Raw genomic sequence first — 12,417 nt, forward strand, 5'->3', positions numbered from 1 at the left:
GAGGAAACAACGATGTCCTCCTCCGCCACCTCCCCGCTCGCCCAGGCGACCGGGCCGGCGGCCCGCCGCAGCCGCACCGCCGTCATCGCCCTGTGCTGGGGACTCGTCCTCCTCGACGGCATCGACACGTTCATCTACGGCTCCGTCCTCCCGAAGATGCTCGGCGGCCACGACCTCGGCCTCACCCCCGACACCGCGGGCACCATCGGCAGCTACGCCAACTTCGGCATGCTGCTCGGCACGATCCTGTCCGGCATGGCCTCGAACTGGATCGGTCGCCGCGTCACCGTCTTCGTCAGCGTCGCGATCTTCACCCTCGCCACGCTGGGCACCGGCTGGTCCCAGTCCTCCGGCCAGTTCGGGATCTACCGTTTCGTGTGCGGCTTCGGCCTCGGCGCACTGCTGCCGATCGCGATCTCGTACGGCATGGAATTCACCAGCCGCGGCCGCCGCGCCCTGGCCACCGGCGTCATCATGACCGCCCACCAGACCGGCGGCGCCCTGGCCCCGCTGATCGCGCTCTGGCTGGTCGACGACCACGGCTGGCGAACGGCCTTCATCGCCTCCGCGACCCCCGCCCTCATCCTGCTCCCGGTCGCCTTCAAGCTGCTGCCCGAGTCGCCGACCAACCTGCTCACCCGCGGCCGCCGCGCCGACGCCGAGCTGCTCGCCGCCGACTACGGCACCGAACTGGCCGAGCCGAAGACGAACGGCGCGGACAAGCTGGACGCGCTGAAGAATCTCTTCCGGCGCGGCCAGTGGTCCACCACCGTGTGCTTCTGGCTGACCTCCTTCGCGGGGCTGCTCCTGGTCTACGGAGTCGGCCAGTGGCTGCCGAAGATCATGGTCGACCTCGGTCACGACACCGGTGACTCGTTGCTGTTCTCGACGTTCCTGAACGTCGGCGGCATCTGCGGCATGCTCATCGCCGGCCGCACCGCCGACCGGATCGGCCCGCGCAAGGTCGTCATCGCCTGGTTCGTCCTGACCGCGGTCTTCGTCCACCTCATGGGCGTCCAGATGTCGGTCGGCGTCCTGTACGCGGTGGTCTTCTGCGCCGGACTGCTGCTCTTCTCCGGCCAGACCATGGTCTACGCGACGGTCGGCACCCACCACAACGACGAGGACCGTCCCACCGCCCTCGGCTGGGTCTCCGGCATGGGCCGCTTCGGCGCCATCTTCGGCCCGTGGATCGGCGGCGCCCTGGTCGAGGCCGGCAACGCCGACATCGGTTTCACGATGTACGCCGGCGCCGCCCTCTTCGGCGCCCTCATGATGACGCTGGCCGCCCTCACCATCAAGACACGCACGGCCGCGCGGGCCTGACCGCGAACAGCCGGACAGGACCCACCGGCACCGGGACTGCGGCGCCGGGGCCGACCGCCCCCCACCAGGCGGCCCCTGCCACCGGTGCCGCCGGATGTAAGAGAGTGCAGAACCTTGTGCCACGCCCGCGCCGGTGTCCGCCCGTCGCACGCCGCCGGAGCAGCGGCGCGGTCGCTACCGCGTCGGCAAGGAGCCCCGAGCATGGACCCGCGGTCACGCCCCGGCAATGTCCAGGAGGACCTGCGCCAGTTCGCGTGGCTGGGAGAACATCGGCCAGTGGCCGGTGTCCATCTCGATCAACCGCCAGTGCCCGCCGGCCAGCAGCCTGGCTACGTCGTCGCTCGGCTCGGGGTCACCGAGCGTGCACTTGATGTACGTCGCGGGGAGGTCGTCGAGCGGCCTTTCCAGCACGGCGGGTTCGATCAGAGTGGCCCCTGGGTGCGGCGTCGAACCGCCCACGATCCGTGCGATCTGCTCGTCGGTGAGACCGTGGCCCTCGAAGTGGGCCGCGGGCGCGACCGGCCAGAATCCTCCGTTGTCGGCTATCGACGCCCTCACCATCGCCCCGCCGTCCGGCCAGGCGGCAACGAACGGTTCACCATCGGCCGGAACGCTGGAGTCGAGGAAGACCGCGTGCGCCAGCCGGTCGCCGATCCGCCCGGCGGCCTGACCGCTCGGGACGCCCGAGTAGCTGTGACCCACCAGAACAACATCACGCAGGTTTCGGCTCTCGACCTCATCGAGGATGTCCTGGACGTGGGTCTGCTGCCCAGCCGGCACGCCTCGCTTCTCCGCGAGACCGGACAGCGTCAGCGGGTGGACGCCATGGCCGGCCACACGCAGATGCGGCACCACGTCGTCCCACGCCCACGATCCGAGTCTCGCACCCGCGATCAGCACAAAATTTGCCATGGCCGCACCGTAGCGAAGCGGCCACGGCGACCACCCCGGACATACTTCCGGTACATGCCCTTGGCTTGGTCTTCACCCCGTGCGGCGACGCCGCGAGGTCGTCGAATTCCGGGGCGGGAGAGTTTCGGCGCGCCGGCCGGGCAGGCGGCTGTCGGGCGGATGCGCCCTGGCCCCCAATCGGTCCCCAAGGGGCGCGTCCGTCCTGCCTCTTCAAAGTGGCTCCTGTGTCTGACGCCCGGTGCATCGCAATGTGCTCGGCCAGCGCGATGGAGCCATCGCGAAGGTCCACACCCCCCGCGCTCCTCATCCGTGGCTGCCCGACGTTCGGGCCTGCGTGCAGCCCCCGACAGGAGCCGGCGAGCTCCACAGGCAGTGGGCAACGCTCGCCGTCGCACCGAAGAACGGGACGGTCAAGACAGCTTCGAAGCGGCTCTACTGTCTCAGGCCACGACGGCCATCCGTCTACGCGGTCGGGGAGCACAGGGTTCCCCAACCGCAGCCAGTTACTTGGAGGCAGTGATGGCCGTGGTCAAACCGCAGATCGCCGCCTCGCTACAGATTTCAGGGCAACATGCCTGGGCTCACCCTCTGTGCTGACGGCGAAGGCGGCTTCGATGAGGTCGTCGGCGGCTTCCCTCGCCTGCTGGAAGCAGTGCGGGAAGCGCCGTACGAGCGAGGACGCGCTGACACCGACGCGCTCGGCGACCATGAGGACGTCCAGGGCCATGCGGTGATCCTTCAGCCACGTCGAGACGCGGGCGTCTCGTACGACACCTGTGGTGGCATCGCTCGATAGGCATTGTCCCGGTTCCCGATGCTGCGCATCTCATTTCAGCCAACCTGGATGCACCAATCTGGATTCGGAATGAATCTTCCCATTTCTACGCAGGTGAGAGTCAGCCATAAGTAGCGCGGTGCGGTAGCTCGACATATGTACCGTTTTCTCCTGTGCGAACGCCTGCACCCGGCAAAAGCGGGGACGCTCCTGTCAGGGAGAGTGTAGAGGCCTCCGGAACCCTTCACGGGCCTTGCAGCAGCGTGCAAGAAATCAATATGCCCCCTGGACTTCCCAGTGCTGCTTCGCCATCCTGACGGGTGTCAGGAGCCCAGAGTGGTGAAGCAGGCGTATGTCATGCGGATCCGCGATTACCCGCGTCCCTGACTAGACCTGCAGGCCGGCCACCAGGGGGGATTCGCACAATGTCTTTTGCTGTGAGGTGTGCGTCGGGTGCAGCCGGGCTTACCACTGCTGCGCTGATTCTAGCCGTTCCGTCGGTTTATGCCGCCGAACAGACCGAGGCGCCGGTGGCGTCGTTCGCCGATGCCGGCACGCGTGCGATAGCCGCGCAGGACCGGGAGGCGGTACAAGCCGCGGCAACGCTATGCGGCGACGGCTACACGCTGATCTATGCGGAACGCCTACCCGACGAGCGCCGCTGGGGCACGCTGTTCACTTACATGAACTGGTCCGATTATTCAGCAGGGCGTGGGTGTGCAGTGTTCGACAACAATCTCGGTGTTTCGAAGTACATGAAGCTCAGCATCTGCGAGAGCACAATCGAATCCCCGGAATGCGTTACAGACGCGGGCAACTTTTCCCAATACGCTGGCCCGGTATATTCGAAAACCTACTGGAAATATCAGCAATGTTCCAAGGTCACCGCAATCATGAAAAACTCCGCGAGTGACAGTGATGCTGCCGCTCTCATCAATCGCAGACTTTCCGTGGGTACATGTAACTAGGGTATGTGTGTGTCCGGCGCCAGGTCAGTAGCCGTGCCTTCCTGAGGGCGTACTGGTCGAGCTTCGACCCACTGCGGTCTTCAATCGGCAGATCAGATCGGGCGCTCCGTGCCTTTTCCGCAAATAATGCTCAGGTGGTCACATGGCCGACGAGATGGTGCGTCTCGCGCAAAGGTTCGTCAACCAAACGTACGGCAGTCGAATAGGGATGTTCGTAGAGGAGGACGGCCAGACGGGCTGGAGCACCATGTTCGCGCTCACCCGCGCCCTTCAGTACGAGCTCGGCATTACGTCGTTATCCGACAACTTCGGCCCCACTACGGTGAGCCTGCTGCAGTCGCAATATCCGAGACTCAATGCTTCGACCGTGCCGTCCGACGACTTCTGTCGAATAATCCAGTCCGGGCTCTACTGCAAAGGGTATGACGGAAGTGGCCTGGACGGCAGCTATAACTCCCGCGTCCAGGATTCCGTGGCCGAGATGAAGTCGGATATGGGCGTCGCCGGCACTGATCCTGGTGGTGATCTGACACCGAAGGTCTTCAAAGGCCTTTTGAACATGGATGCTTATGTCACGGTCAACGGTGGCTCGGACAGTATCCGCAGTGTCCAGCAATGGCTCAACGGCCGGTTCGTCGGGCGTCAGGACTTCTTCATCATCCCCTGTGACGGCCATCACTCGCGCAACGTAGCCAAGTCTCTGCTGCTGGCGGTGCAGTACATGCTGGGAATGGCGGACGGAGTCGCCAATGGCGTGTTCGGCCCGGGCACGAAGGCCGGGCTGCGCGAGCACTCTCTCTCCACCGGATCGACCGGAACATGGGTGCAGTTGTTCTCGGCCGGCATGATCTTGAACCAGCGGCCGGTTTCCTTCACCAGCAGCTTCACCTCCTCACTGGCCGATGCCGTTCGTGACTTCCAGTCCTTCGTGAAGCTTCCTATCACCGGGCAGGGAGACTTCTCCACATGGGCCTCCCTCCTGGTGTCTTACGGCGACCAGGACCGCAGCGGAGAGGCGTGCGACGGGGTCAAGACCATCACTGCCGCGCGTGCGCAGACACTGGTGGCGCAGGGCATCAAGTATGTCGGCCGCTACCTCACCAACCCCGACCCCACGGATCTGCCGGAAAAGGCAGTACAGCCAGGGGAATTGGGAACGATCGCCGCGCACGGCCTGCGCTGCTTCCCTATCTACCAGACCTACGGACGCTCCGCCGTCGGTTTCAGCTATGCCCAAGGCCGGGCGGCGGGCCAGGCCGCCGCAAACGCAGCCCGCGATCACGGCTTCAGGCGTGGTACCCGGATTTTTTTCGCCGTGGACTTCGATGCGTACGACTACGAGATCACGGACAACGTCCTGCCGCACTTCAAGGGAATCTCGGACGCACTCGCTGCGGACGGCGGTTATTACACCGCCGGGGTGTACGGGCCACGGAACGTCTGTATCCGCGTCGGCGAGGCCGGGCACTCCGGGGCCTCCTTCGTCTCCGACATGTCCTCCGGATTCTCCGGGAACTTCGGTTACCCGCTGCCGGCGGACTGGGCCTACGACCAGATCGTGACTCGGACCCTGGGGGCAGGGGACGGTTCGATCAACATCGACATCAATGTCGCCTCTGGACGCGACACGGGCCAGGGCTCCTTCGACCCCCCACGCAACCCCACCCAGCCAGATAGCGTACTCGAACCCTCCGTTACCGGAGCCATGTCAACAGACATCGGCGCCTACATGGAATCCATCGGATTCCCCCTGGACGGAGGCACAAGGTCGTACCAGCACTGGAAGTGTTATGACAGCACTGTCGCGGCACATGACGATTTGATCACCGAACTGTCCGTCCGGTACGGCATGCGCAAGGCGCTCATCCAGACATCCGCGTACTGGGAGATGCGGCACATCGACCCCATGGACGAGCTCGCCGATCTATCCGTCATCACCACCTACAACACCACCGGAGAGTTCAACGATCATTCCACCGGCATCGGTCAATGTGGGGGTAAGAGCGCTGTCCTTGCCTGGAACCACTGCATCAGCAAGGGGTACGTTTCGGGGCAGATCCGCGACCCGGGCAGTGATGACGACCTGTACGCGGTATGGAAGCAAGTTCACGACAGCGAAGAGTTCGCACTGCGGACCGTATGCATGGTCCACCTGTGGGGCGCGGACGGCAAGCCCGGTGACGCTAAACAGGAGGAGGTGCTTCGGTCGATGCGGCTGGATTACGCAGAGAGTGAGGTCTACGAGCTCCTCCGTCGTTACCAGGGCTCCGGTGATCAGGCCGTAGAGGACGCCAGAAAGCGAATGGGGGTGTACCAGCTCATGGAGAAGTACAACGCGATCTCCCGCAGTGTCTGAGGAAACACTGCCTCCGGGTACTTTTGGTTCTATCGAACAATCACTCGTGTTCTCCGTCGAACGGGAAGCATGCTTCATGAGCTTGTCCAGGCGAGACCTCTTGAATGCCGCAGTGGTGGCCACCGCGGTGACCACCCTGCCCGCCTCAGGCCTCCTTTCCTCCGCTGCCCACGCCATCCCCAAGGCTCCTGATCCGAAGCAGCTCCGTGCGTCCATCCAGCGATTGGTTGAGCGGAACGAGCGAGTTCTCACTGGGCAGACCTCCCGCAACGGCTGGGAAATGGAGCGGGTCGCTGACGACCACGGCCACGTCTACACGCGGCCCGTACCGGGTACTCCCCTCGACGGTATCCAGGTCCGTATGGGCCCGGTGGAAACACTCCTGGTGCATGTCCTGAGGCGTTTCCATTACGAGATTGACGAGTTGAGAAAGGGTGACGTCGTGGGCTGGCGCGCCCCGAGCGAAGTCCGCAAGGGTTTGGCGGAGTCGAACCAGGCGTCGGGGACCGCTGTGCAGGTCCGTCCCGGCTTCTACCCGCTCGGAAGCCGAGGCGGCTTTTTCCCTTTTCAACTCGCGGTAATTCGCGACATCCTTGCCGAACTCGAAGGCCTGGTTCGCTGGGGCGGTGACGAACCACGGCCAGACGAAGCGTTGTTCTTCATCGATGTCCGGCCCGGCAACGTGCGGCTCATCGAGACCGCCGAGCGGATCCGCGCATTATCCAATACCCCCGGCGAGGGTGCCGGATCCTCCATCGACGTCTCTTCTCCCGAGCGGCGTAGGGCCGCCGAAACCATGGAGCGGCTTCAGCGATCCGCCCTTTGAGATCACGCACGTTGCCTGTGGGCCCGCGCTTCTGTACCGGTGGAGTGGTTGGGAACGAGGAGGGCGCCGCGGCCAGGTTGACCACCTATAACGCCGCCAACGACCGCACCACCCTGCAGTAGATCATGCTGTCAAGGGATGTGCGCTGTGATCCAGTAGCGTCCAGATACCTCATACCGCACATGGATACTGGACCGCGTCAAGGAGGACGTAAATGAAGTATCGGTTACGAAGGCTGGTAGCTGTTGCGGTGACTGCTCTCGTGACAACACTGCCTACCAACGCGCATGCTGCGGGATACCAGGACTACCGTTCCTGCGACACTACGGGTGCCAGCGGAAGCGCGACGGTCATCGGGAAGTACCGACTCCCCGGGGGTTACGCTGAGGAGAGAAGCGTGACATTGGGAGTCAAGGACATTGCCTCAGACGGCCACCACGTCCGGGTGCGCCTGCTGACTAGCAGATATACAGACCTGTCGATCCGGTACTGGCCATGGCGAGCCAACTATGACGGTTACGGCACGGCTAAGGTATGGGAAACCACGGTACAGGACGCAGTGGACGGCATCTACAACGTCGGCGTCGAAGTAGCCACGTTTGAAGGCGATGACCGCCTGCACTATTGCACGGACTGGTTCTGACTGGCGACTTACTACTCCAGCAGCGGTCCGTGTCCTGAGCCGGCAGTTGTCGTTGTCCCGGTATGGAGGGGATGGCTGAAGTCGCTTCCTGGGCTGCCGAGTTGGATTCGGTGTTCGCGCGGGTTGCGGGGAGGTTCGGCCGGGCGGATCTGCGGTGGCGGATGCGGGACTACGTCCGTGGTCTGCTGGGACGGGCGACCCGCAAGAACGGCTGGCAGCTCGCGGAATGGGCTGGGCACCGCACTCCGGACGGCTTCCAGCGGTTGCTGAACAGCAGCGTCTGGGACGCGGATGCTCTGCGTCATGATGTCCGCGAGTACGTGGCGGAACGACTGGGGCGGGACGGGGTGCTGATCATCGACGGCACCGGGTTCGTCAAGAAGGGCACCACCTCGGCCGGGGTCGGCCGGCAGTACACCGGCACCTCCGGAAAGATCGACAACTGCCAGATCGGGGTGTTCGCCGCCTACGCCACCGGCTCGGGCCGGGCGTTGATCGACCGGGAGCTCTACCTGCCCAAGTCCTGGACCTCCGACCGTGAGCAGTGCCGGGCCACCAAGATCCCTGACGAGCGGACGTTCGCGACGAAGGGCGAGCTGGCCCGGGACATCGTCCGCCGTTGCCTGGCCGCCGGCCTGCCCGCCGCCTGGGTCACTGCGGACGAGGCTTATGGACAGGACTGGCGCTTTCGCCGCCTGCTCGAGCAGCTCGGCGTCGGCTACGTGGTGGCAGTGCCCAAGTCCCAGCAGATCAAGTCCCTGGCCGGGATCTGGCGCATCGACCAACTCATCGAGGATGCTCCTGCTGATGCCTGGCAGCGGCTGTCTTGCGGCGACGGGGCGAAGGGCCCGCGAGTCTACGACTGGGCTGCGGCCAAACTTCCTGCCAACTTCATCTTCGATCCCGACCCGCCGACCCATCACCGCTGGGTGATGGCCCGGCGCAGCCTGTCAGACCCCGGCAAGGTCGCCTACTACCTGGCCTACGCACCCACCGGCATCGAGCTCTGCGACCTGGCCCGCATCGCCGGCAGCCGCTGGGCGATCGAGGAGTGCTTCCAGGCAGCGAAGAACGAGTGCGGCCTGGACGAGTACGAGGTCCGTCGATACGTGGGCTGGTACCGGCACATCACAATCGCACCAGTCGATGCCGTGATAACCATCCACGGCATAATTGATCTCGTACTGAGCTGCGGACGCTGGGGCAGACGCCAGAGCGATGCATGCGCCGACCCCAATGATGGCCATCCAGACCTTACGAGCAGACACCACAGTACCCCCTGAATTTTTTGACGCAGCACTCAATGGATCGGCCTGTCTGCATTGCCGAGACGGGCAGGATTCGCGATTTCTGCGTGATGCAAGGATCCCAGGTAAGTCTCTACACCTCATTGACTATGCACGCTAAGCATTTGTCTATTCGCGCAGGGCGGGCTGCCACTGTCTCCTACTCGCCACTCGCTGCCCCCAGCCATCAGCGGCCAGAGCTAACGATTTAACTCCTGGCCATTTAAGCCACCTTTTCAGTTGGCGTGATCTTGCGGCAGTCTGAGCTGATGACTGCTGCGCTTGTCGAGCGGATGGCGCCGAAAGACCTGTGGAAGCTGTTCCAGCGGGTGGTGCCGCCGACACCGGTCCGTCCGCAGGGGGAGGGCGTCGTCGGCGAGGGGACCGCGAGGCACTGGCCGCGATCACCTTCGCGGCCCCCACGGGCTGCACCCAGAACCAACTACCGCCGGGCTTCGGTCTGTCCGGGGTGACCACCTTCCGCAGGTTCACCGAGTGGACTGAGGCCCGGGTGTGGGCCAAGCTCCACCGCCTGCTCTTGGACGAACTCGGCGCCCGGGGCGAGCCGGACTGGTCGCGATGCGCGATCGACTCCGTCAGCGTCCGGACCCTCAAAGGGGGCACCTGACGGGACCGAATCCGACCGACCGCGGCAAAAAGGGATCGAAAATCCACCTTACCGTCGACCGTACCGGCCTGCCCCTGTCGATCGGCATCTCCGCCGCCAACCTCCACGACAGCCAGGCCCTCATCCCGCTCGTCCGCGGCATCCCGTCCATACGCTCCCGCCGTGGTCCTCGCCGCCGGCGCCCCGGCAAGCTGCACGGAGACAAGGGCTACGGCTACCAGCACCTGCGGCGATGACTGGCTTCCCGCGGCATCCGACACCGCCTCGCCCGCAAGGGCGTCGAGTCCTCACAACGCCTGGGACGACACCGCTGGGTCGTGGAGCGAACCATGTCCTGGCTGTCCGGCTGCCGACGCCTCCACCGCCGCTACGAGCACAAGCCGGAACACTTCCTCGCTTTCACCTCCATCGCCGCGACACTCATATGCCACCGCCGACAGCCCAAGTGAAATGGCGTCTTCACCCGATGCGAGGTTCGAAGCAGCCTGATCTACTCCCCACGCGCCGGCGAAGCACACTGCTTGTTGCGTCCGTCCCTCCCACGGATGCGCACCCATCGGAGGGCCAGCACGTCGGCCAGAGCGCGGCCGACAGCCCGGAAGAGCGTGGGGCTGCGCCCGGCGCTCCGACTTCCATCGACGCCCGAGGAGGTGAAGCCGGGCTTCGACTACCTCTTGGAGCTGCAGCAACCCGCCGCACCTACGGAACCAGGAGACCGCCTGAACAGCATCGCGAAGCACCTGATGACCCATCAGAACGAGCGCCAAATGAGCGTCAAGGTATCACCCGTAACGCCCATAGCGCACATCATGCGCACCCACCGAAACCGCAGGTCAGCGGCCCTTTTCGACGGGATCCAGAATCACCACACACTCCACATGATGCGTCATAGGAAAGATGTCGGCCTGCGCGAGTCGGGAAAAGTCCCAAGTCAGAGCTCACTTTCCTGACTTACCGTGCCTCGAGATGATGGCGAGAGCGTCAAACGAGCGTCATGGCCGACAGCCTGTCCTGTCCACTCGACTGAGCTGCCACAACCAGTTCCCGACAGACTCCGCCTCGCTCACTCCAGACATCGGCGCGCTCATCATGAGCCGCACGCCTTCTCTGGCTGACGACTACCAAAGGACACCGGTGAGCTCCTGCCGGACGCCGATGAACATTTCTGGTGAGGAGGCCGAGGACCTCGCGCTCTACCAGGAGAAGTGCCGACGGCGTCTGCTGGAGTCGCCGGAAGAGTTACACGGCTCGACCAAGGGGTCGTGGAGCTGCCGGTGCACCCCGCAAACTGGTCGGTCGCACCGAGCGCACCCTGCGTGAGCACACCTTCCCTTAGCTCGCCTCACCGCAGGTTTCCGGGAAGGCGCGCGCCTTCCCGGTACGCTGCTGCCACCCGCCTCGGTGCAAGACGCACGGCGACAGGACAGTCCCTCCTGCGGTCGGCGCCCCGGCGATCTGAATCATGACACCGCGTCAGGCGACAGCCCTACGGCTCTTGTCGCTTCCTGCGCGATGCCTGCGCAGCGCTGGATTTCCGGTCCTCCGTGCCCGCGTCATCGGAGCGGTGGCCGGAGAGTCCGTCTCCGCGGTGAGTGGCCTGACGGCGTGGGGCTCGCGTGCCTCAATCCCCTCAGTCCCAGGGATAGGGTCGGCCTGTACGAGTACGGAAGCGGAACGTCTGCGGTGTCCGTGTCCGGGACGGGCAGGACGTTCCGACGCTGCAGCTGGGAGACGCTGAGCAGCGATGGCATGAGAACACCATCGAGTAGCTCATTCTGAGCCGACTGCAGCTCGATCAAATGTCACAGGACGGCGAGCACATACTGAAGTTCATCGCTCCAGGCGGTGTGCCACCGGTCCGGCAGAAGTTGGTCCAGTCGGCTGACGGCCCGGCGAGACAGCGGTCCCGTCCTGTGTTTCAACCAGCCGTCGAGAACGTTTTGTCCGCTGACTTAGTATCGCGCACCACTTGAGTCACCGACCCGAAGCCGCCCTGAACGAAGCGGAGTTCCAGCGCAACGCGCCTGTCGCGCTCCGACGAAGCCCCCAGAGCAGCCTCCGCCTTGAGCAGTCGGTGCTCGGCCGGGGCGCCGCGAGAACCAGTCCTCATCGAGAACGACAGGAGCCGTGTCCACGGCGACGGCGAGCTCCCCGGCGTCTTCCGGTATCTGCGGCTCGGCGACATCAGGCCCCTCCGGTCCCGCCACTCCCCGGCCCTCCGCCTCTGTTCCCGAGTCAGCGGCACCCCTCACCCTGCCCGCCGCCGCTCACCCGCCTCGCGAGCCGTCAGCCCAGCCAGTCGGATTACCCCGTCGAGAGCGCGAGACACCCCTGATCCATCGACGTGCTCATGACGCGCAAGAAGTGCCCGCACCCGACCGATACACGGTGACACATTTTCTCCACGGGACGATGCAACCTTTTCCACATCCGGAGTGTCCGCGTCTATATGCACGCGTGCGCCCTGAACGGGCAGACCGAGCCGGGACAGCTCACCCGCAGCCGGGCCTGCACGACCGGCCCGAACCACCAGACGCCCCGCCCAGCCGACGGTCTGATCGTCACGCCGCCCACTCCACTCACTTCACGCCAAGAAGAAAAGATGTCCGTTGACAACGCTAACGGAGATTCATCTACCCAGGACCCTTCAGATTGTGTACAGTGACGGCTGCCTCACTGTCTGTTCTGACACGATGG

Annotated in this window: 8 protein-coding genes and 1 pseudogene; 7 read left to right on the forward strand and 2 right to left on the reverse strand. The window is 64.7% G+C overall.

Going from position 1 to position 12,417, the window contains the following annotated elements:
• Positions 1–12 precede the first annotated feature (12 nt).
• On the forward strand, positions 13–1,326 hold the full coding sequence (locus Srubr_RS17850; protein WP_189989647.1) for an MFS transporter: 1,314 nt from the start codon (positions 13–15) through the stop codon (positions 1,324–1,326).
• A 213-nt stretch (positions 1,327–1,539) separates the two neighbouring features.
• Here Srubr_RS17850 and Srubr_RS17855 read toward each other — a convergent pair whose 3' ends face one another.
• Positions 1,540–2,238, reverse strand: a complete 699-nt coding sequence (locus Srubr_RS17855; protein ID WP_189989648.1) for an alpha/beta fold hydrolase — start codon at positions 2,236–2,238, stop codon at positions 1,540–1,542.
• A gap of 529 nt (positions 2,239–2,767) precedes the next feature.
• The gene (locus tag Srubr_RS17860; protein ID WP_189989649.1) at positions 2,768–2,965 is read right to left on the reverse strand and encodes a hypothetical protein; all 198 of its coding nucleotides are present in this window, start codon (positions 2,963–2,965) and stop codon (positions 2,768–2,770) included.
• Between the two features lie 473 nt (positions 2,966–3,438).
• Between Srubr_RS17860 and Srubr_RS17865 the strand changes: the two genes are divergently transcribed.
• From Srubr_RS17865 to Srubr_RS17890, 6 genes and pseudogenes are all read left to right on the forward strand, one after another.
• Positions 3,439–3,981, forward strand: coding sequence for a hypothetical protein (locus tag Srubr_RS17865; protein ID WP_189989650.1), 543 nt, complete (start codon positions 3,439–3,441; stop codon positions 3,979–3,981).
• 142 nt (positions 3,982–4,123) lie between these two features.
• Complete coding sequence (locus tag Srubr_RS17870; protein WP_189989651.1) at positions 4,124–6,337, forward strand: glycoside hydrolase domain-containing protein; 2,214 nt, start codon at positions 4,124–4,126, stop codon at positions 6,335–6,337.
• Positions 6,338–6,413: 76 nt separating this feature from the next.
• Positions 6,414–7,163 carry a hypothetical protein gene (locus Srubr_RS17875; RefSeq protein WP_189989850.1) on the forward strand — a complete coding sequence of 250 codons (750 nt, stop codon included), beginning with the start codon at positions 6,414–6,416 and terminating at the stop codon, positions 7,161–7,163.
• A gap of 397 nt (positions 7,164–7,560) precedes the next feature.
• Positions 7,561–7,806, forward strand: coding sequence for a hypothetical protein (locus Srubr_RS17880; RefSeq protein WP_189989652.1), 246 nt, complete (start codon positions 7,561–7,563; stop codon positions 7,804–7,806).
• A 62-nt stretch (positions 7,807–7,868) separates the two neighbouring features.
• Positions 7,869–9,089, forward strand: coding sequence for an IS701 family transposase (locus Srubr_RS17885; RefSeq protein ID WP_373313334.1), 1,221 nt, complete (start codon positions 7,869–7,871; stop codon positions 9,087–9,089).
• Between the two features lie 272 nt (positions 9,090–9,361).
• Positions 9,362–10,169, forward strand: a pseudogene (locus Srubr_RS17890) (IS5 family transposase).
• Positions 10,170–12,417 lie beyond the last annotated feature (2,248 nt).

This window comes from Streptomyces rubradiris (genome assembly GCF_016860525.1).
Classification (GTDB): domain Bacteria; phylum Actinomycetota; class Actinomycetes; order Streptomycetales; family Streptomycetaceae; genus Streptomyces; species Streptomyces rubradiris.